Consider the following 24,371-nt stretch of genomic DNA (forward strand, 5'->3'; position numbering starts at 1 on the left):
TGCGATTTTTCGGTCGGGTCTTGCAATCGCAGGGTGCAGAGAAGTTAACTACGACGATTGCGTGCAGAAGTATTTTTACCGAGTGAGAGTGTAGCCAATACACAGGCTCGCGCGACCCGCACTTTGTGCCATCTGCCACAATTACGAGTATTCCATCCAATCAACTATTCGAAATTGTGACTTGTAGGCATTTCAGCCCGACTGGCACAGCGTGGACCTCTTGTTGCTGCGGGCCTCCGGGGGGGCTATAGTTGCTGTCGCTTTCATTGATCGATGGCTCTTGTCGGAATCCGCTCTGGTGGCGGACCGATCGTACGCAACACAATCGTTCTGGATGACAATGACCGGTGCGCCGCCCATAGAAAGAACTGCCGGCGTGCCGTTTTCGAGCAGCAAGCTGTCGGTGCTGCGCAAGCATCCTTATTTTGCGGATCTCGAGCCCGATGCTTTCGACCAGCTTTGCCGATACGCCAAGCACATTACGCTGAAGCGCGGCACGACAATCTTTTCCAAGGGCGATCCAGGCACGAGTCTGATTGCCGTGATCTCGGGCACGGTGAAGATCAGCATCTCGTCACCTGACGGTCGCAATGCCATTCTGAACCTGATTGAGGCAGGAGAGATATTCGGGGAGATCGCGCTGCTCGACGGATTGTCGCGAACCGCTGATGCCACTGCTAACACCAATTGCGAGCTGTTTGTCATCGATCGGCGGGAGTTCATTCCGTTCGTCCGGAGTCAGCCATCGCTTGCGATGAAGTTCATCGAATTGCTCTGCGCGAGATTGCGTTGGACCAGCGATCAGGTCGAGCAGATCATCCTGCAGAACCTGCCCGGCCGCCTCGCCAGCGCACTGCTGCGCCTGAGCGACAAGCACAAACGTGAGCCGCAGGGGCGGACCATCTCGATTACCCAGCAGGAGATCAGCGAGATGGTCGGTATGACGCGTGAGAGCATCAACAAGCAACTTCGTGCGTGGGCGACGCGCGGCTGGGTCAGGCTCGAACATGGAGCTATTGTGGTGCTAAAGCCGGACGCGCTGCAGGAACTGGTGGACGCCGGGGCGAACGACGGGGAATAGTCGCTTCGTCCGTTCAGTCGCTGTCGACCCCGATCCAGCACGGCCCCGTCTCGTCGCCCGCACGTGTGGCGGCGCCTCCCTACACGGCGATACCGAGTAGTCGGGAAACGGTGCGGCCGAGGATGTTGGCTTTGTCGTCATCGCTCAGCGATGAACAGGCAAAGATGTGATCGACCGGAGCGAGTTGCCATGGATAGGGATAGTCGCTCCCCAGCACGATCTGGCTGGCGCCAACCTGAGCTGCGAGGTGCCGGATGGCCTCAGGCGTGAAGATCAAGGAATCGAAATAGATCTGCTTGAGATACTCGGCAGGCGCCTTCTTGAGCTTGATGTCGGGATTGCATCCCTTTGGCCCAACCAGGCAGGCATGGTCCGAGCGATCGGCGTAGGAGGGCAGATAGCCCCCGCCATGCGCAGCGATAACTTTGAGTCCCGGGAAGCGGTCGAACGTGCCCTCGAAAATCAGGTGAGAAAGCGCGATCGTGGTCTCAAGCGGGTTGGCAATGGTGTTACCAAGCCAGCCATTGCCGGAGAGCCGCTTGTTGAGTTCAGGGATGCCCTGCGGGTGGATGAAGAGTGGAACGCCGAGCTCTTCCGCCTTGGCCCACACCGGATGAAACTTGGGGTCGGAGAATTCGACGCCATCGACAACGCCGCCGATCGCAGCGCCCTTCAGGCGCAGTTTTTTCACGGCGGTCTCGAGCTCCTGAACGGCGAGATCCGGCGCCTGCAGCGTCAACGATGCGAACGCCGCAAACCGATCCGGCTTTGAAGCGCACAGTTCGGCGAGTTTCTCGTTCTGGATCTTGACGATCTGTCCAGCAAGGTCGCGGTCCCGGTCGTACCAGAACGGATTGATCGACAGTACCTCCATGTCGACCGCCTGCGCGTCCATCGCGGCCAGGCGTTTGTCGATTTCAATGAAGGCTTCGGCCGCGCCATTGACCGGAGGCAATTGCACTTTGGCGGCATCCGCGCCGAGCAGGGCGCCAGCTTCGCGAAAGTGACAATGCGAGTGAATGTCGATGGTCTTGACGCGCTTGCCGTTGACTGTGACGGGCAACTGTTGGCGCGACTGTTGTGCATTTGCGTGATGAACTGCCCCGCAGCCGCAGAACACGACGCTGGCCGCCGCTGTTGCTCCGGCCTTCAGGAAATCCCGCCTTGTGGTCATGGCGATTACCTCCCTGTTCTTGTTGAGAGGCAGCGTAAGGATGCCGGGAGACGGCCGCAAGCCACACGCTGTGCGTGTCGCGCAATCTTGATCCGAGGGTCGACGCGAAAGGCGGGGCGATCAGGATACGCAGCCCTCTCTAAACTTCCGCCGTGGTCACGTCGACGAGCCTTGTTAGTCGAAGAACTCCGGATTGCTGTGCGGGGTGTCCGCAATGTCGACCAGAAGGCGCTCGATATGACTCACCATCGCAGCTCCCGCGGCGTCGGGATCGCGAGCCTCAATCGCGGCCATGATGGTCTCGTGCTCGGTGACGACCTCTGCCATTCGCCCGCGTTGCGGAAGGGTAAGGCGCCGGAAGCGATCGACGTGAATCTTGACCTGCAGGATGAGCTTCCAGATGCCGTTGTATCCGGCGATGTCCGCGATGTTGGCGTGAAAGGCCTCATCGGCCTGATGGAAGGCCTCGCGATCTACCGCCGCCATCGCCTCGCGCTGGCGTTCCAGGATAGAGTGCAGGCCGAGGATCTGGCTCGAACTGGCTCGCTCGGTCGCAACCCGCACTGTGGTTTCCTCGAGCGACCGGCGGATGATGATCGCCTCGGGCAGCGCAGCCAACGGGATGCGAGACACGAAGATGCCCGATTGTGGAAAGATCTCGAGTAGGCCCTCGTCTGACAATCGCAGGATAGCTTCACGCACCGGCGTCCGGCTGACGCCGTAGGAAAGGGCGATCTCGGCTTCCAGGATTGGATCACCTGGGCGACGTTGCAAGGAGACCAACTCGGCGCGCAGCTCAGCATAGATGCGGGCCGCCGCGGTTTCGGTGCGGGGCCGACCGGCGCGCCTGCGCGCGTCCGGCAATCCGACGTGAAATTTCTTCGGGCTCCGCACCGACGCTTGCTTTCAAAATTGATATATTAGTATATCCAGCGCTGCGCCCAAGTGCAAACGGAGAAAGGGCGTACTGGTCGCCCTGAAAGGAGTGTCACATGATCGACTATCGCAAGCTCTTCGATCTCACCGGCAAGACCGCCGTTGTGCTAGGCGCGGCTTCAGGGATCGGCAAGTCGTCGGCCGAAGCGCTGGCGTCGCTTGGCGCACTGGTGCTGTGCGCTGACCGGACCCGGGACGGTGCGGAGACGACCGCGGCAGCCATCCGCGCGCAAGGCGGAGTGGCGACGGCGGCTGGTTGCGATGCCGCTGACCGTACGGATGTGGAGGCGTTGGCCACGAAGTCGCTGACGGAATTTCCCCGCATTGACATTGCCGTCACGACGCCAGGGCTCAATATCCGCAAGACCATCCTCGACTACACCGAGGAGGATCTTGACCGGGTCATCAACCTCAACATCAAAGGCACCGTCTGGTTCTTCCAGGCGTTCGGTCGCATCATGGTCAAGCAGCAAGGAGGCAGCCTGATCGCCTGCTCGTCGGTGCGCGCCGTGACAATCGAGCCCGGCCTTGCCGTTTACGGATCGACCAAGGCGGCGATCGGGCTGCTGGTGAAGGGCTTTGCGTCCGAAGTCGGACGTTCAGGAGTCCGTGTCAATGCGATCGCGCCGAGTATCGCGGAGACTGCGCTGACCGGGCCATTCAAGCAGCGTCCCGATATCTATGACCTCTATGCCGGACACACCGTTTTCAATCGCTGGAGCAGCGCCGACGAGGTCGCAACCGCCGTCGCCTATTTGGCCTCGGATGCTGCAAGCTATGTCAGCGGCAGCACGCTGTTCGTTGATGGCGGCTGGACCGCGGTCGATGGACCGCCGACGGGACTGACCCAACTGGCGCGCTAAAGCGGGATGAGTTTGGCTTGAATCGACTCGCGGCGGCCTCGGTTGACCTCTCCAAAGGAGAGGTGACCTTCGCCGCTGTTTCAGATTAGGTTGATCCCATCGTGCGCTGGGCTGCCGCATGCGCTAGTGTCCCGAATCTGAAGTTCAGCGGACTCCAAATCGACTCGAAGATAGCAGACTGTCCTCATGGTTTGAGGAGGATGGTTATGGGTCGACGCTTTGCTCCGCTGGAATTGACTGAGGTTGAATGCGCTGAGTTGACGTCGCTGGCCTCACGCCGAAGCACGGCGCAGGGCTTGGCGCAGCGAGCCCGGATCATCCTGGCCAGTGCCGACGGCGAGCAGAGCAAGATCGTGGCGGCTCGCCTGGGTATTGATCCCGATACGGTCGGCAAGTGGCGCCGGCGCTTCGCCGAGCATCGGCTTGAAGGTCTTCGGGATGGGCCGCGATCAGGGACGCCGCGCACGATCGAAGATGCCCGGATCGAGGCGGTGATCGTCCGCACCCTTGAGACGAAGCCGCCCAACGCCACCCACTGGAGCTCGCGCAGCATGGCGCGGGCCAGTGGACTGTCAGTCTCGACGGTCCAGCGGATATGGCGCGCCTTCGGCTTACAGCCGCATCGGTTGGAGACCTTCAAGCTTTCAACCGATCCCGACTTCGTCGCCAAGGTTCGCGACGTCGTCGGTCTCTACGTGGCCCCGCCCGAGCGGGCCATCGTGCTGTGTGTCGACGAGAAGTCACAGATCCAGGCACTGGATCGCAGCCAACCCACGTTCCCGATGCGACCTGGTCAGGCGGAACGCCGCAGTCACGATTACAAGCGCCATGGCACGACATCGCTATTTGCCGCCCTCGACATCGCAACCGGCCGGGTCATCGGCAAGTGTTACGGGCGCCATCGCGCCACAGAGTTCCGCAAGTTTCTCGATGAGATCGAGGCCGCCGTTCCAGACGATCTGGACGTTCATCTCGTCATGGACAATTACGCAACCCACAAGACGCCGCTGATCCGCAACTGGCTGGCCAAGAGGCCGCGCTGGCACGTCCATCTGACGCCCACCAGTTCATCCTGGCTCAATCAGGTCGAACGTTTCTTTGCCCTCATCACCGAGCGCAAAATCAGGCGCGGCATCTATCGCAGTGTGGCGGCGCTACGTGCCGAGATCACCGCCTTCATTGAACATCACAACGCCGACCCAAGACCATTCCGATGGACCAGATCAGCCGACGACATTCTCAGCTCCATCGAACGCTTCTGCGCTTACAATGCGCCAGCCAAAGCCTAAAATGCCATGAACTTCCGGTTCAGGACACTAGATCCGTGACGAAGCCTGCGCGATTGCGGAGGTCCCGGGCACCGGGCGACGCCAGTAACGCGATCAGCCGTTGCGCTTGCCGCGTTGCGGACGCGTGTGTGGCCTGCGCGGCCGTATACATCGTCGCGAGCCCACACCCTGGCGGCAGTGCGCCCGACAGCACCACGCCTTCGGTGCTGATGATCTCGGTGGACTGCGTGCAGCCGAGGGGATGGCGGGCATCTGAGGCAGCCAGTTGCCGCATCGCGGTCGCGCCGTTTGCAAAGACTCTCAACCGGCCGGCGACCTCGCCCGCAATCCGGAGGTCGGCGAGAACCTTCGCGACGTGAATTCCGGCGGTTGATGTCTTGGTGTCGGGCACGAAGATTGCGTCCGCAGCGAGGAGGGCATCGCGTAGATCGGCAGCATCCTTGACGCTTGACGGCGGATCGCCGGCACGAACAGCGAGCGCCGTCTCGACCTCCCCGATGTCGGTGATCGAACCGCGCAAAACCAGACCTTCGCCAGCGAGTCGGTCAACGAGCGCGGCAGTAAGGATAATGACGTCGGTCGGCACGCCTGCGCGCAGCCTGTCGGCCATAACACCGACGGCGCCGAACTCGCCGACAATGTCGAAGCCGGTTTCCGCCTTGAATGTCGGCGCGAGACTGCCGACCAAGCCCTGCGCCGCGCCACCGCTCAGGATTTTCAGAGTCTTCATCCGTCGGACTCCATGGCCGGGATCGTACCGTTAAGTGACCGTGCAGCGGCGCGTATTGTCATGAGCCCCTGTTCGGACGGACGCGCATTTACTCTGCCTTGTTGAAGCGCCTGGCGACGTTGGCCCATTTCACGATATCGTCGCGCAAGAATTTATCGAACTGTTCCGGCGTCATCGCCATCGGCAACTCGCCTTGAGCTGCCCAGAGCTTCTGGAGCTCCGGCTGCTTGATCGCAGCGTTCACGGCCGTGTTCAGCTTGTCGATGACGGGCCTGGGCGTGCCCGCCGGTGCCATCAAGCCGAGCCAGATCGTCGCTTCATAGCCGGGCAGGCCGGCCTCGATCGCTGTGGGGACGGCGGGCAGCACCGCCGAGCGCGCCGTGCCGGTCGTTGCGAGGGCGTGGACCTGGTTTGCGGTGATGTTGGGCGCCATCGCCGGAACTGCGTCGATCATCATCTGGACCTGACCACCAATGACACCGCTGCGGGCTTCACCACTGTTGCGGTAGGGGACATGTACGATGTCGATCCCGGCCATCGTTTTGAACAACTCGCCCGCCATGTGATAGGGCGTGCCCTGGCCAGACGATGCATAGTTCAGCTTGCCGGGCCGCGATTTTGCAAGCGCGATAAACTCTCGCAACGTCTTTGCTGGCACGGCCGGGTGGATCACGATCACGAGATCGGAATAGCTCAGCGGTGCGATCGGCACCATGTCGCGCATCAGCTCATACTTGCGCTGAGGCACCAGCGATTCATTCGCGGTCTGGGTATTCGACATCATGAGAAGCGTGTATCCGTCGGCGGCAGCCTTCGCGACTTCGAGCGTGCCGATCACGCCACCGGCGCCGGTTCGGTTCTCGACCACGAACGGTTGGCCGAGGCTTTCCTGCAAAATGCTGCCGATCTGCCGCGCGGTGACGTCTGCCGGTCCTCCGGGGCCAAACGGCACGATGATCCTGACCGGGCGGGCTGGATAGTCATCGGCTTGTGCATGCGAAGCGGGGACCGGCGCGGCCAGCAAAGCCGCGACAAGCGCAAGGGCAATCCGCAAATCAGTCATTGATCCGCTCCCCCCGACTTTAGTCTTGTTTCTTGATTGGAAGTCTAGCTGCAACCTGAAGGGGTTGTCGACGAGAGACTCCGTGTCCCCGGTCGGAATATCTGACGGGAAATTCTGTATCCAACTTCGCCATCAAGCGCGGGGAATCCAATGAGGAAACGTCTCGGGCCATCGCGCCGCGATGTGCTGATCGGCTCCGGTGCGGTGTTCGCCGGTGCCGCCTTTTCAACGCGGGTCGCAGCCGCCGCACCTCCGGCCGAGCCTGTCACGCCAGCGCTGATCGCGGCGGCGACGAAGGAGGGGCAGGTCAACTATTACACCTCGACCGATCTGCCGGTTGCCGAGAAATTGGCAAGGGCGTTCGAGGCGAAGTATCCGGGGATCGCCGTGCGCGTCGAGCGGACGGGCGCGGAGCGCGTGTTCCAGCGCATCGGCCAGGAATACTCCAGCAACATTCATGCGGTGGACGTCGCGAACTCTTCCGACGCTGCTCATTTCATTGTCTGGAAACGGAACGGCATTCTGGCGCCTTATGTCCCCGAGGAGGTCGCGAAGTTCTATCCGGAGGAGCACCGCGACGTGGACGGTCAATTCGCAAGCTTCCGCGTCTGGCTTTCGATCATCGCGTACAACACCAACCTGGTGAAAGCCGAGGAGGCGCCCAGGAGCTTTGCCGATCTGCTCGATCCCAAATGGAAGGGCAAGATCGTCAAGGCGCATCCCGGCTACAGCGGCACGATCATGACCGCGACCTATCAGATGCAGCGCGATCTCGGCTGGAGTTATTTCGAGAAGCTCGCCAAGCAAAATATCATGCAGGTGCAGTCCTCGACGGATCCGCCCAAGAAGCTCGATCTCGGCGAGCGCGCCGTGATGGCCGACGGTAACGAATACAACATCTTCCAGATGAAGGAGGCTGGCCGGCCGGTCGAACCGGTCTACGCCACAGAGGGGTCTCCGATCATTGTTGGCCCGAACGGAATCTTCAAGGACTGTCCGCACCCGAATGCTGCGAAGCTGTTTCAGGCGTTCGCGCTGGGGCGCGAGGCGCAACAGCTCAATATCGATATTGGCGGTCTGCGCTCCGTCCATGCGCAGACCCAGGAAAAGGCTGGACGGAAGCCGCTGAAGGAGATCAAGACGATGAAAGACGATCCGGCCGCGGTGGAGCGGGAAGGAGAGTCGATCAAATCGCGCTACACGCGCATCTTCCGCGTTTGACCGCCGTGACTAACGGAGCGCGTCGATGGCCTGCCTGTTTGAGCGTTCAGCGCATGGCCTATGCTCGATTTTCGCACAAATCGGGTCGATAAAGCCCCTCGGCGGATCGGTCGTTTGATGTTACCTATTCGTCATGAACCAGCACGCCAAGGTCGACATCCGCCATTCCACCTGTCCGCACGACTGCCCTTCGGCATGCGCGCTCGACGTTGAAGTCCTCGAGGGCCGCTCGATCGGCCGGATCCGAGGCTCCAAACAACAGACCTATACCGCCGGTGTGGTCTGCGCCAAGGTGGCGCGCTATGCGGAGCGGATTCACCACCCCGAACGGCTGATGTATCCGCTGCGCCGGACCGGTCCAAAGGGCTCCGGCCAGTTTGCGCGGATATCTTGGGATGAGGCTCTGGACGAAATCGCGGCGCGCTTCGATGCTGCGGAACGGGAATTCGGTGCCGAGTCCGTCTGGCCGTATTATTACGCCGGCACGATGGGGCTCGTCATGCGTGACGGCCTTAACCGCCTCTCGCATGTGAAAAAGTACTCGCGCTTCTACGCCACCATCTGTTCGACCATCGCCCGCATCGGATTTACGGCCGGGACCGGCAAGATCGCGGGCGTCGACCCGCGTGAGATGGGTGTTTCCGATCTCGTCGTGATCTGGGGCACCAATCCGGTGAACACGCAGGTCAACGTGATGACGCATGCATCGCGTGCCCGAAAGGAGCGCGGCGCAAAGATCGCGGCGGTCGACGTCTACAACAACGAGACGATGAAGCAGGCCGACATCAAGATCCTGCTCCGGCCGGGGACCGACGGCGCCTTCGCATGCGCCGTGATGCATGTTCTGTTCCGCGAAGGTTTTGCCGATCGCGATTATCTCGCGCGCTACACCGATTGCCCGGACGAACTGGAAGCGCATCTGAAGACGCGTACCCCGGAATGGGCTTCGGCGATCTCGGGCGTTCCAGTAGAGGAGATCGAGGTGTTTGCGCGTATGGTCGGGCAGACCAAGCGGTCGTTCTTCCGTCTCGGCTATGGCTTCACGCGCAGCCGCAATGGCGCCGCCCAGATGCACGCCGCGCTCTGCATTCCGGCGGTCACCGGCGCCTGGCAGTACGAAGGCGGCGGCGCATTCTTCAACAATGCTGGGATCTGGGGCTTCGACGAGTCCATCATCGAGGGGCATGACGCGATCGACCCTGCGACGCGAGTGCTGGACCAGTCCAAGATCGGCCGTATCCTGACCGGCGATGCCGAGGCTTTGAAGGGTGGTGGCCCTGTCAAGGCGATGCTGATCCAGAACACCAATCCGATGACGGTCGCGCCGGAGCAGGCGCTGGTGCGGCAAGGATTTGCTCGCGAGGACCTGTTCGTCGCGGTGCATGAGCAGTTCATGACCGAGACCGCACAGATGGCCGATATCGTGCTGCCGGCGACGATGTTCATGGAGCACGACGATCTCTACTATGGCGGCGGCCACCAGCATATTTCGGTCGGCCCGAAGCTGATCGACCCGCCCGGCGAATGCCGCTCCAATCATGAGGTGATGCAGGCACTCGGCCGCCGCCTGAACGCCGTGCATCCCGGCTTCGAGATGACCGCGCGCGAGCTGATTGACGCGACGCTGAAGAAGAGCGGTCATGGTGATATCGAGACGCTCGAGGCCGAGCTTTGGCGCGATCTGCAGCCCGATTTCCGTACCTCGCACTATCTCGACGGCTTCGCCCACGCCGACAGCAAGTTCCACTTCAAGGTCGACTGGGGCCGGGTCCCGGTCGGGAGCGGCGGGCTGATGGGAGCCTGGGAGCGGATGCCCTCGCTGCCCGACCACTGGACCATCATCGAGGAGGCGGACGAGCAGCATCCGTTCCGGCTTGCGACATCGCCGTCGCGCAGCTTCCTCAACACCACCTTCAACGAGACGCCGTCCTCGCAAGCCCGCGAGGGCGCCCCGACCGTGATGATCCATCCCGATGACGCCGCGGGGCTTTCGATCGCAGACGGCGATGCAGTGACGCTCGGCAACACGCGCGGCGAGACCACGCTGACCGCAAGATTGTTCGATGGTGTTCGTCGCGGCGTTCTGATCGCCGAGTCGATTCACCCGAACAAGGCCCATATCGGCGGTCGCGGCATCAATATGCTGACCGGGGCCGAGGCCGTCGCGCCTGTCGGCGGAGCCGCGTTCCACGACAACAAGGTCTGGGTGCGGAAGGCGTCGACGCTGGCGTAAATCCTGCTTGCAGTTGATGCCAATCCTGCCGCAAATGTGAGCTGAAAACAGCGCACATGGCAGGAAACATGACCGACAACAGCGTCATTCTGGAAAAGCGCGGGCAGGCGTTCTGGATTGCCATCAACCGGCCCGACAAGCGAAATGCTCTCAATGCTGACGTGATTGCAGGCGTTGCCAAGGGCTATCGCGACGCGCATGAGGAAAAGGACGTGCGCGTCATCGTGCTGACCGGCGCGGGCGACAAGGCGTTCTGCGCCGGTGCCGACCTGCAGAACAGCGGCGCAGCGTTCGCGATGGACTATTCGCGCCCTAATGTCGACTACGCCGATCTGCTGCGGCTGTCGCAGAATTCGACCAAGCCCGCCATCGCGCGGGTCGGCGGCGCCTGCATGGCGGGCGGCATGGGCCTGTTGTGCATGACCGACATGGCGGTCGCGGCCGATCACGCGATCTTTGGCCTGCCCGAAGTGAAGGTCGGCGTATTTCCGATGCAGGTGATGAGTCTGCTGCAGTCGATTGCGCCGCCACGCCTCGTCAATGAATGGGCGCTGACCGGCGAGCCCTTTGATGCGAGAGCTGCGCAGGCCGCCGGCCTGCTGAACTACGTCGTGCCGGCCGCCGAACTCGACGCCAAGATCGATTGGCTGATCGGACGCATCGTCGACAAGTCGCCGACCGCAATCCGGCGCGGCAAATACGCCATGCGCGCGATTGCCTCGATGTCGTTTGACGAGAGTATCGCCTATACCGAAAGCCAGATCGCTCTGCTGGCGATGACCGAGGACGCCAAGGAGGGACTCAAGGCATTTTCGGAGAAGCGCAAGCCGTCCTGGCCGGGCCGGTAAGCGTCGTCGCCATCTCCGAAGGCCGGTGTGGCGATGGCGTGCGCCTGCATGATGCGGTTCGGCGATCGGCCCCTGCGGTCAAAGGAAATCCCGGAGTCGGGACAGCTCGATGATGTGTTCAGGTGACAATATCTCGGGAATCAGCGGGGCTTGAGCCGTTGTGCGGATCTCATAGAGGTGGCGAGATTTCTCCGGCTTGGCCATGAATTCCTGAATGCATTCGTCGAGCGTCCCGTTCGAGACCATGTACGGCACGCGATCCTCGCGGCGCGAATTGCCGAGCGAAGGCCATTTGTAGAGACGCGCCGCGGCGCCGAAATCCAATTGGGAAACGTCGTCAGACATCGGACATCGCAAAAGACGATTATTGCGCGGGGCGCCGGATCGCCGACAGATCGGTCGCGCATGTCGGCTGACATGCCGCCGGCCGCAGCCATGTGGAGACGTGCAACGTCAATAGTCCAATCAGGACGACGACGGTGACAACGAGCCTGGGCAAGAGGTCGTCGTTCAAATTCGGGCTCCAAAAAACATTCGAGAACGCAATGAATAAAATCGGCCTAGATCCAATACTCTGCATCGTCTGAAGGGCCGAGTGGCACCAGAACTGGGCCATTCGACCGGCGCAATCGATAGATGCGGTCACGATCATGGCCGCATCTTGTTGCCAAAGTCTATAAAGGCTTCTTTTTTGCGCTGCAGCAAATGCGCGCGGCTATCCCGCATTCGCCTTCAGTCCGGCGGCCTCGATGCCGGCTATCGCGCAAGCTTCGTCGTTATCCGACGTGTCGCCGCTGATGCCGACCGCGCCGAGCAGCGTGCCGCCGTCGAGGATCAGGACGCCGCCGGGCACCGGCACCATGCGGCCCTGCGCGAGTGTGTTCACGGCGTCGATGAAATAGGCCTGCTCCTGTGCGCGCTGGAACAGTGCCCGCGATCCCATTCCCATCGCCAGTGCGCCGTACGCCTTGCCATGAGCGATCTCGGCCCGCATCAGGCTGGTGCCATCCTGTGCTGCCGCCAGCTTCACGGCGCCGCGGGCGTCCAGAATCGTGACGACGAGCGGCTTGAGCTTCTTCTCGACCGCTTTGGCCAAGGCGGCATCGAGGATCTTGCGGGCAATGTCGAGGGTGAGCTCAGCCATGGGCCTCTTCCCTTGTCGGCGATAACTTTTCGGAGTTGGACTTCGCACAATTGAGGCTCTTCGCCAATACGCTGGCGACGTGAAGCGGGGTGCGTCCGCTGCCGTCTTTGATCTGGTGCCGGCACGAAGTTCCATCCGCCACAATCAGTGTACCTTGATCCGCGCTGCGCACGGCCGGCAGCAGCGACAGTTCGGCCATCTCGATCGAAGCGTGGTAGGTCTCGGCGCCATAGCCGAAAGCGCCGGCCATCCCGCAGCAACTGGACTCGATGGTTTCGACACGAAGGTCAGGCACCAGGCGGAGCACCTTCTCGACAGGTTTGAACGCGCCAAACGATTTCTGATGGCAATGGCCGTGGACGACGGCCCTTTCGCCGACAGGCCCGAGCGGCAGCCTAAGGCGCCCGGCCTCCGCTTCGCGCACCAAGAATTCCTCGAACAGCATCGCGCTGTCGCTGATCTTTTTCGCGGTGTCGTCAGACCGCAGCGACAGCAACTCGTCTCGCAGCGTCAGCAGGCAACTCGGCTCCAGCCCGATGATCGGCACGCCGCGGGCTGCGAACGGTGCGTAGGTTGCAACCAGCCGGTCCAGTTCCGAACGGGCCTGATCGACCAGACCTGCAGAGAGGAACGTCCGCCCGCAGCAGAGCGGCCGCGCGCCATTAGATGGTTTCGGCAGATGCACGCGATAGCCGCCGGCGACCAGCACCTCGAGTGCGGCATCGAGGTTCTCGCGCTCGTAAGCGCGGTTGAAGGTGTCGGCGAACAGGACCACCTCACGGCCGCCTACCGGGCCGAATGCCTCGGCGTCGGGCCGGAACGTGTCACGGCGAAACTCAGGTAGGCTGCGCTGAGCACTGATGCCGGCAAATCGCTCGAACAGCGTGCGCAACAGCGCGCTGTGGTTTCGCCAGTTCGCCAGCAAGGCGAAGCGCGATGCGATGTCGACGTAGCGCGGCAGATAGCCGACCAGCCGATCGCGCAGCGACAGGCCGTGCGTGCTTGCGCGAGCCGCCAGCACCTCGATCTTCATCTTGGCCATATCGACGCCGGTCGGGCATTCGTGCCGGCAGGCCTTGCAGGAGACGCAGAGCTTCAACGTCTCCATCATCGCGTCGGAGGCCAGCGCGTCTGGGCCGAGTTGACCGGAGATCGCGAGCCGCAGCGTGTTGGCGCGGCCGCGGGTGACATCCGCCTCGTTGCGGGTGGCGCGATAGGACGGGCACATCACGCCGCCCTCGAGCTTGCGGCAGGCGCCGTTGTTGTTGCACATCTCGACCGCGCCCTGGAAGCCGCCGCCGGCACCGGGATAGGCCGACCAGTCGAGCACGGTCTGCAATTCGCCGACGCGATAATCCGGCGCAAAGCGAAACAGCGAACGGTCGTCCATCCGGGGCGGATCGACGATCTTGCCGGGGTTGAGCGTGTTGCCGGGATCAAAGCGCTGCTTGACCGCGCGGAAATCGGCAACGATGCGCGCGCCGAACATCGCCTCGTGAAACTCGGAGCGCACCAGGCCGTCGCCGTGCTCACCGGAATGCGAGCCCTTGTACTCGCGCACCATCTCGAAGGCTTCCTCGGCAATGGCGCGCATGGCCTTGACGTCCTTGTCGAGCTTGAGATTGAGCACCGGGCGCACATGCAGGCAGCCTTCGGAGGCATGCGCATACATCGTGCCGCGGGTGCCGTGCTTGGCAAAGATGGCGTTGAGCCGCTGGGTGTAGTCGGCGAGATGCGGCAGCGGCACCGCGCAATCCTCGACAAAGGAGACCGGCTTGCCTTCCTGCTTCATCGACATCATGACGTTGAGGCCGGCGGCCCGGAAATCGGCGATGCCCGACTGCAGCGCGGGCTCGACGATCTCGACCACGCCGCCCCATTTGCGTTGCGGCTTGTCCCAGCCGAAGCCGAGATCGGCCATCAGCTCACCGAGCTGCTTGAGCCGGGCGAGATTGTCGGCCTGGTCCTCTTCGGCGAACTCGACCACCAGGATCGCGTCCGGATCGCCGCGCACCGCCGCCGAAATGATCGGCTGAAACATCACGATCTCGCGGCCGAGTGCGATCATAGTGCGGTCGACCAGCTCGACCGCGATCGGCCGTAGCTTGACCAGATGCTGGGCCGCATCCATCGCCTCGTAGAAGCTGCCGAAATGGCAGACGCCGAGCGCCTTGTTGCGGATCACCGGCCACAGCTTGAGTTCGACCTGCGTTGTAAAGGCCAGCGTGCCCTCGGAGCCGACCAGGAGATGCGCTATGTTGTTCGGCGCGTTGCGCGGCACTAGCGAGTCGAGATTATAGCCGCCGACGCGGCGTTGCACCTTGGGGAATTTGTCCGCGATCTCGGCCGCCTCGCGCTCGCCGAGGTCGAGCATGTCGCGGAACAGCTTCAAGCCGCCATCGGGCGCGTTCACCTTGGCAAGATCGCGCGGCACTTCGCCGAAATGCAGCAGCGTGCCGTCGGCCAGTGCCGCGTCCATCGACAGCGTATTGTCGCGCATGGTGCCGTAGCGCAGCGAACGTCCGCCGCAGGAATTGTTGCCGGCCATGCCGCCGATGGTTGCGCGCGAGGCGGTGGAGACGTCGACCGGAAACCACAGCGCGTGCTTCTTGAGCTGGCGGTTGAGATCGTCCAGCACGATGCCGGGCTCGACCACGCAGGAGCGGTTCTCGACGTCGAGCGAGATGATTCGATTCAGGTGCTTGGACAGGTCGACCACGATGCCGTCGTTGACAGTCTGGCCGCATTGCGAGGTGCCGCCGCCGCGGGGGGTGACGATGCGCCCGTCATCGCGCGCAATCGCGAGCGCCCGCAGCGCCTCGTCGATGGTGCGGGGGACCACCACGCCCGCCGGCATGATCTGGTAGAACGAGGCGTCGGTCGCGTAGCGGCCGCGGTTGAAGGCGTCGAAAAAGACGTCGCCGGTCAGGTTCGATCGCAGGCGCTGCTCGAGCGGTGAGGCGTTCTTCATCCGAGATCCGATATGATCCACAGCGCGCAGGGCGCTTACCGCGAATTATGCATTATCGCGGCTTTTGAGTTACATTATGAATTCATAACGGGCAAGACTAGCCGCGCTGGGTTGCCGTCTCGGCCCTGGCATCCTGGCCTTCGGCCAGATGCTCCATCGCGGCGCTTCGCTTGTTGCGCAGGTGTTGAAACAGGATATCGCTGAGCTCGCTGGCCGCGCGTCGGCGCAGCGCCTCGATAATCGCCTCGTGCTCGCGCATCGCTTCCGCCCAACGTTGCCGCTGCCTCGCGAAATTGGCCGCGTAGCGAATGCGGCGGATCCGGCCCGCGAAGTTGGCGTACGTCGTTTTCAGGGTCTCGTTGCGCGCGGCCGCGACGATGCTCTCGTGGATGCGCTGATTGATCTGGAAATAGCCGTGCATGTCGCGGTGCAGATAATGCCCGTACATCTCATAGTGCAGCCGCTCGATCGCGCTGATTTCTTCGTCCGTAATCACTTCGCAGGCCAGTCGCCCGGCAAGGCTCTCAAGTCCGGCCATGACATCGAACAGTTCCTCGATGTCGCGCTGGCCGAGTTGACGCACCCGTGCGCCGCGGTTGGGCAGCAGCTCGATCAGACCTTCGGCGGCCAGGACCTTGAGCGCCTCGCGCAGTGGCGTCCTGGAAATTCCCAGCATCTCGCAGAGCTGTCGTTCTGGAACGCGCGCGCCCTCGGGAATGTTGCCTTCCACCACATAGTCGCGCAGCCGCAGCAGGATCTCGCCGTGAAGCGAGGCCTCGTGGCGGTCGCCGCCGTTGCCGGCGGCTGGCTGGGTGATCGGAACTCCGGCTTCGGGAATCGCGGATTTCATATTCTGAACAATAATTTGCCGGCGTGGTCTCGTCGATGGCCTCAATCGAATACCAAAAGTCGATTGAAAAGACAAAAAATGAATGCAAAATGTCTTGTCGATGAGCCGGGCGACGGCGATTGGGAGGTTCTTCATGCATCAAGGGCGCCATTTTCTGCAGATCCCTGGGCCGAGCCCGGTCCCGGATCGCATCCTTCGCGCGATGGATATGCCGGTCATCGACCACCGGAGCGCCGAGTTCGCCGAGCTTGGCCGCACCGTGCTCGAGGGCAGCCGCAAGATTTTCCAGACGGTGGGCCCGGTGGTGATCTTCCCGTCGTCGGGCACCGGCGCGTGGGAGGCGGCGATCGTCAACACGCTGTCACCGGGCGACAAGGTCCTGATGGTCGAGACCGGCCACTTCGCCACGCTGTGGCGCCAGATGGCCGGCCGTTTCGGCATCGAGGTCGATTTCCTGCCCGGCGATTGGCGGCGGGGCGCCGACCCTGCCGAGATCGAGGCCAGGCTCGCCTCCGACACGGCGCACGCCATCAAGGCGGTGATGGTCGTGCACAACGAGACCTCCACCGGCGCAACCAGCCGCATCGCGGACATCCGCGCCGCCATCGACCGCACCAGCCATCCGGCGCTGTTGATGGTCGATACCATCTCCTCGTTGGGCTCGGTCGATTACCGGCATGACGAGTGGAAGGTCGATGTCAGCGTTAGTTGCTCGCAAAAGGGCTTCATGCTGCCGCCGGGCCTCGGCTTCAACGCGATCTCGGACAAGGCGCTTGCCGCGTCCCGGACCAACAGGATGCCGCGCTCCTATTTCGATTGGGAAGAGATGCTGAAGCCGAACGCCAAGGGCTTCTTCCCCTATACGCCGGCGACGAACCTGCTCTATGGGCTGCGCGAGGCGATTGCGATGCTGCTGCAGGAGGGGCTCGACAACGTGTTCTCGCGGCATCGGCGGCTGGCTGCCGCCACGCGTGCGGCCGTCAATCAATGGGGCCTCGAAGTCCTCTGCCAGGAGCCTTCCGAATTTTCGCCGGTGCTGACCGCGGTGTTGATGCCGCCCGGCCACGACGCCGATCAGTTTCGCAAGGTCGTGCTCGACAATTTCAACATGTCGCTCGGTGCCGGCCTGTCAAAGGTCGCCGGCAAGGTGTTCCGCATCGGCCATCTCGGCGAGTGTAACGAACTGACCCTGCTCGCCGCACTCACCGGCGTCGAGATGGGGCTGTCGGTTGCCGGCGTCCCGCACCGCTCGGGCGGCGTCGAGGCCGCGATGAGGCTGCTCGAGCAGCGCGACCAGCGCAATGCGTCGCCGCATCTGAAGGTGGTCGGCACCTAACCACCACCTGCGACATCCCGCACGCCGGCGAACTCAGAAAAATCGCGGATCTGGAGGGGAGGATATGAGGCTTCGTTTCAAGGCCACGCATGTCGTGCTGGCCATGCTGTGCGTGATGTACTTCATCACCTATGTCGACCGCGTCAACATCGGCACCGCGGCCGGCGACATCCAGAAGGAGCTCGGTCTGTCCAACACCGAGCTCGGCCTGGTGTTCTCGGCCTTCGCTTATCCCTATCTGCTGTTCCAGGTGATCGGCGGCTGGGTTGGCGATCGATTCGGCCCGCGCCAGACCTTGTTCTGGTGCGGCATGATCTGGGCCGCGGCCACCATCATGACCGGCTTTGTCCACGGCCTCTTTGCTCTCTTCGTCGCGCGCTTCGCGCTGGGGTTCGGCGAGGGAGCAACCTTTCCCACCGCGACGAGAGCCATGCAATACTGGACGCCGGCTAGCCGGCGCGGCTTCGCGCAAGGCCTGACGCATTCGTTCGCCCGGCTCGGCAACGCGGTGACGCCGCCGGTCGTAGCCATGCTGATCCTCTGGCTGACATGGCGCGGCGCATTCGTGGTGCTCGGTGTTGTCAGCCTGCTGTGGGGCATCGCGTGGGTCTGGTACTTCCGCAACGAGCCGAAGGAGCATCGCTCGATCACCGACGCCGAGCTCGCGGCGCTGCCGGCGCGCCCGCAAGGCGAGAGGCCAAAGGTGCCGTGGGGCCCGCTGTTGCAGCGGATGTGGCCGGTGACATTGACCTATTTCTGCTACGGCTGGTGCCTGTGGCTCTACCTCAACTGGCTGCCGCTGTTCTTCAAGAACAACTACAGCCTCGATCTGAAGCACTCGGCGCTGTTCGCGTCCGGCGTCTTCCTGGCCGGCGTCGTCGGCGACAGCATCGGCGGCGTGATCTCCGATCGCATCCTCGAGCGCTCCGGCAATGTGCGCCTGGCGCGGCTCAGCGTGACGATCACCGGTTTTGCCGGCGCGCTGCTGTCGCTGCTGCCGATCCTGTTCGTTCACGACATCACCGTCGTCGCGCTTTGCCTGTCGGCCGGCTTCTTCTGTGCGGAGCTGGTGATCGGCCCGATGTGGTCGATCCCGATGGACATCGCGGCGAAATATTCCGGCACCGCTGCGGGTATCATGAACACCGGTTCGGCGCTCGCGGCCATCGTCTCGCCGCTGGTTGCCGGCTTCGTCATCGATGCCACCGGAAACTGGTACTTGCCGTTCCTGATGTCGATCGGGCTCCTGCTGCTCGGCGGCTTCACGGCCTTCCTGATGCATCCCGAACGGCCGTTCGAGGAGGCCGGGGAACTGGTCTCGCCGGGAAAGGTGGTGGCCGCCGAATGAGCGGCCGCATGTCTCGCCAGGGCGCCGCTGGATATGCATGACTGACCTTCGCCGGGCAGAGGACAAACCCGGCGAATAGTGATATGCGAGCGGCTCACCAAGACCTAGGCAAGACCGGGAAGGACGCCGATGACCGTGCACACTGGAAGGCATTTTCTGCAGATTCCGGGACCGACCAATGTGCCGGATCGGGTGCTGCGCGCCATGGATATGCCGACCATGGATCACCGCGGTCCGGAGTTCGCCGAGATCGGCTTCGCCGTGCTTTCGGCGATGCAGCGGGTGTTCCGCACCAAGCAGCCGGTGATCATCTATCCGTCGTCCGGCACGGGCGCCTGGGAAGCCGCGATCGTCAACACGCTGCAACCGGGCGACAAGGTCTTGATGTGCGAGACTGGGCAATTCGCCGTGCTGTGGCGCGGCATTGCCGACAAGTTCAAACTCGACGTCGATTTCATTCCGGGCGATTGGCGCCATGGCGCCGATCTCGAACAGATCGAGGCCAGGCTCTCCGCTGACAAGGCGCACAAGATCAAGGCCGTCTGCGTGGTCCATAACGAGACCTCGACCGCCTGCGTCACCTATCCGCGCGACGTGCGCAAGATCATGGACGCCCTCAAGCACCCGGCGCTGTTGATGGTCGACACCATCTCCGGCCTCGGTTCGCTCGAATATGAGCACGACGCCTGGGGCATCGACGTCTCCATCGCCGGCTCCCAGAAGGGTCTGATGCTGCCGCCGGGGCTCGGCTTCAACGTCGTGTCGGAAAAGGCGCTGGCGGTCGCCAAGGCCAATCCGGGGATGCGTTCCTATTGGGATTGGCAGGAGGTCATCAACATCAACAAGGCCGGCACCTGGCCTTACACGCCCGCAACCAACCTGCTGTTCGGTCTGCGCGAGGCGGTGAACATGCTGGAGGAGGAGGGCCTTGAGAACGTGTTCGCCCGCCACAAGCGCCACAGCGAGGCGACGCGCGCGGCGATCAAGGTCTGGGGCCTGGAGACGCAGTGCCAGGAGCAGGGCGCACACTCGCCGGCCCTGACCGCGGTGCGCGTGCCCGATGGCCACGACGCCGACCATTTCCGCAAGGTCGTGCTGGAGAATTTCGACATGTCGCTCGGCACCGGCCTTAACAAGGTCAAGGGCAAGGTGTTCCGGATCGGGCATATCGGTCATTTCAACGACCTGATGCTGATGGGCACGCTGGCGGGCGTCGAGATGGGCCTCGATCTCGCCAAGGTGCCGCATCGCGCCGGCGGCGTGCTGGCGGCGATGGAGGTCCTGAAGGGACGCGAGGCAGCGCCAACGTCCAAGGCCGTTGCCTGAAATTGAAACCGCAAAGAGCAGAAAGAGCGAGACATGAACGCGCCCGCAACTCCGTCCGAAGACCTGATCTATTCCGTCGAGGATGGGATCGCGCGTATCACGTTCAATCGGCCGCAGGCCCGCAATGCGCTGACCTTTGCGATGTACGAGCAGATGGCCGCGATCTGCGAGAACATCAACCAGGACCATTCAATCAAGGCGCTGATCATGACCGGTGCCGGCGATAAGGCGTTCGCCTCAGGCACCGACATCTCGCAGTTCCGCGCCTTCAAGACGGCGCAGGATGCGTTGGATTACGAGGCCCGGATCGACCGCGTGCTGGGGACGCTCGAGCAGTGCCGCGTGCCCGTCATCGCGGCGATCGCCGGTGCATGCACCGGCGGCGGCGCCGGCATTGCCGCGTGCTGCGACATCCGCATCGGCACCGAGGCGACGCGGATCGGCTTTCCGATCGCGCGCACGCTCGGCAACTGCCTCTCGATGTCCAACATCTCGCGGCTGGTCTCGCTGATCGGTCCGGCGCGGACCAAGGACTTGATCTTCAAGGCACGTCTGGTCGAAGCGCCCGAAGCGTTGGCGCTTGGGCTGCTCAACGAAGTCGTGCCCGACGTAGCGACGTTGCAGCGCCGCGCCGAGGAGACCGCCAAGCTCGTCGCCAGCCACGCGCCGATCACGCTCGAGGTGACCAAGGAGGCGGTGCGCCGCATCCGCCGCACGCTGTCGCGCGACGAGGGCGAAGACCTGATCCTGCGGGCCTATATGAGCGAGGATTTCCGCGAGGGCATGGACGCCTTCCTCAACAAGCGCGCGCCGAACTGGAAGGGCAAGTAGCGCTGGAGCATGATCCGGAAAAGTGTGAGCGGTTTCCCGTCGCGATAAACGGCGTTTGCGCGGAGGTCATGCTCAAATAGGGAGCTCAAGCGCGATGACGATTCGACTTAACCTCACCGCGACTGCGTCATAGACGTTATGTCTCCCATCCTGAGGCGTGAATCTGTGTAGCCGTCATTGCGAGGAGCGAAGCGACGAAGCAATCCATTCTTCCGCGGACGCCGCGCGATGGATTGCTTCGCTTCGCTCGCAATGACGGGGATTGCACTGGCCATTAAATGGCTCCGCGAGACTGCATACAGCTTCGCCATGAGGGTTACGACGATTGTGGCGCAGTCGAATTAGAGGCGCGCCACTCACACCACCGTCATCTCGCGCCTGAGTTGGGGCGCGAAGATGGACTTGGGTATCAGCGCGTGGACGCCGCGCACGATGTCCACCACCTGGGTCACGCGGAAGCTCACCGCGACGCTGCACAGCGCGTAAGCGTCGAGTTCGCTGATCTTCGCCCGGGCCGCCAGAAACTTGATGGCGTTGCGTGCTGCGAGAGCCATCGCGGCGTTCAGGTCCTTGTCGAGGCCGATGATAATCCAGTGTGCATCTGTCTCGGCGACCGGCCAGGTCTGGTTCTTCTGCTTGTGGAGAATGACCTGGATGCGCAACTCCTTCATGCGGGTCTCAAGGGCCGTCAGCGAGATCTCGCCGTCGCCCTGCACCGCGTGGCTGTCGCCCGTATAGATCAGCGCGCCGGGCTTCCATACCGGGATGTAAAGCGTCGAGCCCTCGGACAAATCGCTGAGATCGAGATTCCCCGCGTGCGGCCCAGGCGGCACCGAACTGGTGACGCCGGGACTTAGGGGTGGGAAAAATCCATCGGGCGGCGCAACGCCCAAGGTGCCCTGGAACGGTTTCAACGGAATGGTGATGTTGGGGAGGAACGCGGCCTTCATGCCGCGCAGGTCGAGATCGACATACTTCACCTGGCCCTGAGCATAGTCCTGCGGCAGCAGGCCGGTTCCCAGCGCGCCGGGGTTGTTGAAGACGGCACCCCATTGGTAGGGGCGGATCCGTTCGTAGCGGATCTCCAACACGTCGCCCGGCTCAGCCTTGTTGACTGCAATCGGTCCGATGATCGAATGCGGCCCTTTACCCGGATTATCGATGCGCAGCTTCGCCAGCGTGTCGATCGTTACGCCCGGCTGCATTTCATTGAGGAAATGCGACCAAGTATCCGGAAAGCTGATGAAGTCGCCGGAATCGATGGTGAGAATAGGTGCCAGATTGGCGTCGAACACGCCGAGCCGCACCGTCTCCTTCGTCGAGGGGACCACGTGCACGCGCCCTCCACCATGGGATTGGCGCTTTGGAATTGCGCCGGACTCCTGCGCCCGCGCCAGCCTTGCGAACCACGGCTCGACCGCGGCGAGCGCGCCCATGAAGCTGCTTGCTTGCAGGAACTTGCGGCGCCAATGGCCGCGCGCCGACAAATAGCCGTCGAGCGTCTCCTGTTCGACCTCGTCCATATGGAGAAGGGCGTCGCGGGCACGATCATTGAGCGCGGCATCCTTGATGTCCTCGCGGATGATGCCCGTGCCCTTCTCGTCGCCGCAGCCGAAGAGATTGGCGCAGACGTGATGACCAGCGTGGTGGCGGACGTGTTCACGTCCGTTGCCGTGGGTCTCGGACATGACGACCCCCAAAGAAAGCGTTCGCGCGGTATGCCGCAATGGACCGCTAGCCGCGCTCACTCGCGATCAAACAATCCGCCTTGGACGCGCAACCTTGCCCGACGGCCAGATTGCGGAATTGTCGCGGACCTCTGACAAAGCTCGCTTCGCTTTGTCGTACGTACGAGCAGGACTTCATTACCACGTTGCTCGCTCGCCGTCGACATTGAGGTTCCGTTCTGGATCAAAAGCGTCCGACGACGATCGAGCGGGCGATGCTCGCTTTGCTTCAGCCAATCCATGGGGGCCAGCCGCAGCCTGCACCGCCAACGGTCAGATGGCTGCCACGCTTGCCCTCTTCAAAGTCACGGTTAGGGGTATTTATTTGAAGACGCATCACGGCCTGCGCTTGCTGTTGGCCGTGATGAAGTCGGCGATCTTCTCGACGGCCTGCGTCTCGATGCCGTAGTAGCCGTGCGCCGCATAGGCCTCGCATGGGACGGACTTCGGTGGATCGCCACCGGTGACCAGAGCGACCTCTACCTTGGCGGCCTGCGTGAGGCGCTTTGCGAGCGCCGGCGCGTCAACCGCCGGCGTAAGCTCGCAGGCATCTTCGCTGTGCGAGACAATGAGCGTGGGCACTCTGATCTCGGACAGCGCCATGCTGATCACGCCGTCTGGGTAATCCCTGGCGATATCAGGGAAAAGTCGTGCGAAGGCGGAGCCTGGCACAATACGAGTCACGGTGGACGTCAGCACCAGGCCATCGATCGAGCCGGCCGCAATGCCGTCGCGGCTGGCGCCGATGGCCCCACGAGCCGCCGACCAACTGCCTGCGCTGGTGCCGACCAGCCACACCGGGACATTGGCCTCGCGCTTCAGGTAGTCGGCGACTGTCCCTATGTCGATCGCATGGTCTTTGCTGACGCGGAAAGACGGGCTCATCCCCTTCGGCTGGTCGGAAGGAACATCGATGACTGCCACCACGAAGCCGTGCTCGGCGAATTTTTCGCGGCTACGCACGAGGAAATTTCCGGATACGAAATCGTAGGCTCCGACCGGCGGAGGCGGCGCTCTGTTCAGCCTGAGAACACCGTTCCCGCCGGCAAACAGGATCACAGATGCGATCGCGTGGTCGGGTTTGATCAGGATGAAGGGTTGCTGGACGCCGCGCGGAGTCGGGATGGTTACGATCGAGGCGCTTTCTCCGAAGGCCGCCGTCCAGGTCGTAAGTGACAATATTCCGAGCAGGACAATCAAACGAAGCACGGGATTCATGGTGCGCATCGGTGATCCCTCGTCGTTTTTGGTCGGGCTTCTGAGAGATAAACGTAGCGTAACAGAAATATCCGCTCCGGATCAAAGGCAGCCGAAGATGGCCCGGGCTAGGCCCCACCGGGCCTGCCGACACCGAATGCGCTGGCCACGCCCGAGTTTAGCCGTCGTACTATTCGAAGTTG

General features: G+C 62.8%; 20 protein-coding genes. 10 read left to right on the plus strand and 10 right to left on the minus strand.

What is annotated here, in order from left to right; genetic code table 11:
• Positions 1–340 precede the first annotated feature (340 nt).
• The gene (locus tag P6U30_RS12825; protein ID WP_407169374.1) at positions 341–1,081 is read left to right on the plus strand and encodes a Crp/Fnr family transcriptional regulator; all 741 of its coding nucleotides are present in this window, start codon (positions 341–343) and stop codon (positions 1,079–1,081) included.
• A 79-nt stretch (positions 1,082–1,160) separates the two neighbouring features.
• Here P6U30_RS12825 and P6U30_RS12830 read toward each other — a convergent pair whose 3' ends face one another.
• Positions 1,161–2,255, minus strand: coding sequence for an amidohydrolase family protein (locus tag P6U30_RS12830; RefSeq protein ID WP_407169375.1), 1,095 nt, complete (start codon positions 2,253–2,255; stop codon positions 1,161–1,163).
• Positions 2,256–2,429: 174 nt separating this feature from the next.
• On the minus strand, positions 2,430–3,149 hold the full coding sequence (locus P6U30_RS12835; protein WP_407169376.1) for a GntR family transcriptional regulator: 720 nt from the start codon (positions 3,147–3,149) through the stop codon (positions 2,430–2,432).
• 98 nt (positions 3,150–3,247) lie between these two features.
• Here P6U30_RS12835 and P6U30_RS12840 point away from each other — a divergent pair, with 98 nt between their 5' ends.
• Together P6U30_RS12840 and P6U30_RS12845 are read left to right on the plus strand one after the other, a co-directional pair.
• Complete coding sequence (locus tag P6U30_RS12840) at positions 3,248–4,054, plus strand: SDR family NAD(P)-dependent oxidoreductase (RefSeq protein WP_407169377.1); 807 nt, start codon at positions 3,248–3,250, stop codon at positions 4,052–4,054.
• Between the two features lie 200 nt (positions 4,055–4,254).
• Positions 4,255–5,343 (plus strand): IS630 family transposase, encoded by a 1,089-nt coding sequence (locus tag P6U30_RS12845; RefSeq protein WP_280980713.1) that lies wholly within the window; start codon positions 4,255–4,257, stop codon positions 5,341–5,343.
• Between the two features lie 19 nt (positions 5,344–5,362).
• On the opposite strand, the gene P6U30_RS12850 is transcribed toward P6U30_RS12845, so the two are convergent.
• Both P6U30_RS12850 and P6U30_RS12855 read right to left on the minus strand, forming a co-directional pair.
• The gene (locus tag P6U30_RS12850) at positions 5,363–6,073 is read right to left on the minus strand and encodes a molybdate ABC transporter substrate-binding protein (protein ID WP_407169378.1); all 711 of its coding nucleotides are present in this window, start codon (positions 6,071–6,073) and stop codon (positions 5,363–5,365) included.
• Positions 6,074–6,161: 88 nt separating this feature from the next.
• Complete coding sequence (locus P6U30_RS12855; RefSeq protein ID WP_407169379.1) at positions 6,162–7,136, minus strand: tripartite tricarboxylate transporter substrate binding protein; 975 nt, start codon at positions 7,134–7,136, stop codon at positions 6,162–6,164.
• 150 nt (positions 7,137–7,286) lie between these two features.
• Here P6U30_RS12855 and P6U30_RS12860 point away from each other — a divergent pair, with 150 nt between their 5' ends.
• The 3 genes from P6U30_RS12860 (at position 7,287) to P6U30_RS12870 (ending at position 11,438) form a co-directional block, all read left to right on the plus strand.
• The gene (locus tag P6U30_RS12860) at positions 7,287–8,357 is read left to right on the plus strand and encodes an ABC transporter substrate-binding protein (RefSeq protein ID WP_407169380.1); all 1,071 of its coding nucleotides are present in this window, start codon (positions 7,287–7,289) and stop codon (positions 8,355–8,357) included.
• Between the two features lie 133 nt (positions 8,358–8,490).
• Positions 8,491–10,590 (plus strand): molybdopterin oxidoreductase family protein, encoded by a 2,100-nt coding sequence (locus P6U30_RS12865; protein WP_407169381.1) that lies wholly within the window; start codon positions 8,491–8,493, stop codon positions 10,588–10,590.
• Positions 10,591–10,658: 68 nt separating this feature from the next.
• The gene (locus P6U30_RS12870; RefSeq protein ID WP_407169382.1) at positions 10,659–11,438 is read left to right on the plus strand and encodes an enoyl-CoA hydratase/isomerase family protein; all 780 of its coding nucleotides are present in this window, start codon (positions 10,659–10,661) and stop codon (positions 11,436–11,438) included.
• Positions 11,439–11,516: 78 nt separating this feature from the next.
• On the opposite strand, the gene P6U30_RS12875 is transcribed toward P6U30_RS12870, so the two are convergent.
• The 4 genes from P6U30_RS12875 to P6U30_RS12890 form a co-directional block, all read right to left on the minus strand.
• Complete coding sequence (locus P6U30_RS12875) at positions 11,517–11,762, minus strand: hypothetical protein (RefSeq protein ID WP_407169383.1); 246 nt, start codon at positions 11,760–11,762, stop codon at positions 11,517–11,519.
• A gap of 391 nt (positions 11,763–12,153) precedes the next feature.
• Positions 12,154–12,582, minus strand: a complete 429-nt coding sequence (locus P6U30_RS12880) for a GlcG/HbpS family heme-binding protein (protein ID WP_407169384.1) — start codon at positions 12,580–12,582, stop codon at positions 12,154–12,156.
• Positions 12,575–15,553, minus strand: coding sequence for an FAD-binding and (Fe-S)-binding domain-containing protein (locus P6U30_RS12885; protein WP_407169385.1), 2,979 nt, complete (start codon positions 15,551–15,553; stop codon positions 12,575–12,577). The genes P6U30_RS12880 and P6U30_RS12885 overlap by 8 nt, the downstream gene beginning before the upstream one ends.
• A 97-nt stretch (positions 15,554–15,650) precedes the next feature.
• Complete coding sequence (locus P6U30_RS12890; RefSeq protein WP_407170443.1) at positions 15,651–16,403, minus strand: GntR family transcriptional regulator; 753 nt, start codon at positions 16,401–16,403, stop codon at positions 15,651–15,653.
• Between the two features lie 133 nt (positions 16,404–16,536).
• Here P6U30_RS12890 and P6U30_RS12895 point away from each other — a divergent pair, with 133 nt between their 5' ends.
• From P6U30_RS12895 to P6U30_RS12910, 4 genes are all read left to right on the plus strand, one after another.
• A complete protein-coding gene (locus P6U30_RS12895; RefSeq protein ID WP_407169386.1) occupies positions 16,537–17,739 on the plus strand; it encodes a pyridoxal-phosphate-dependent aminotransferase family protein in 1,203 nt (400 codons plus the stop codon).
• Between the two features lie 64 nt (positions 17,740–17,803).
• Complete coding sequence (locus P6U30_RS12900; RefSeq protein WP_407169387.1) at positions 17,804–19,087, plus strand: MFS transporter; 1,284 nt, start codon at positions 17,804–17,806, stop codon at positions 19,085–19,087.
• Positions 19,088–19,216: 129 nt separating this feature from the next.
• Positions 19,217–20,413 (plus strand): pyridoxal-phosphate-dependent aminotransferase family protein, encoded by a 1,197-nt coding sequence (locus P6U30_RS12905; RefSeq protein WP_407169388.1) that lies wholly within the window; start codon positions 19,217–19,219, stop codon positions 20,411–20,413.
• 33 nt (positions 20,414–20,446) lie between these two features.
• Positions 20,447–21,244 carry an enoyl-CoA hydratase/isomerase family protein gene (locus tag P6U30_RS12910; protein ID WP_407169389.1) on the plus strand — a complete coding sequence of 266 codons (798 nt, stop codon included), beginning with the start codon at positions 20,447–20,449 and terminating at the stop codon, positions 21,242–21,244.
• A 356-nt stretch (positions 21,245–21,600) separates the two neighbouring features.
• On the opposite strand, the gene P6U30_RS12915 is transcribed toward P6U30_RS12910, so the two are convergent.
• Both P6U30_RS12915 and P6U30_RS12920 read right to left on the minus strand, forming a co-directional pair.
• Positions 21,601–22,932, minus strand: a complete 1,332-nt coding sequence (locus P6U30_RS12915) for an acetamidase/formamidase family protein (protein WP_407169390.1) — start codon at positions 22,930–22,932, stop codon at positions 21,601–21,603.
• 375 nt (positions 22,933–23,307) lie between these two features.
• Complete coding sequence (locus P6U30_RS12920) at positions 23,308–24,198, minus strand: alpha/beta hydrolase (protein ID WP_407169391.1); 891 nt, start codon at positions 24,196–24,198, stop codon at positions 23,308–23,310.
• Positions 24,199–24,371: the final 173 nt, after the last annotated feature.

The sequence above is a fragment of the Bradyrhizobium sp. ORS 111 genome (assembly GCF_045571485.1).
Lineage (GTDB): Bacteria > Pseudomonadota > Alphaproteobacteria > Rhizobiales > Xanthobacteraceae > Bradyrhizobium.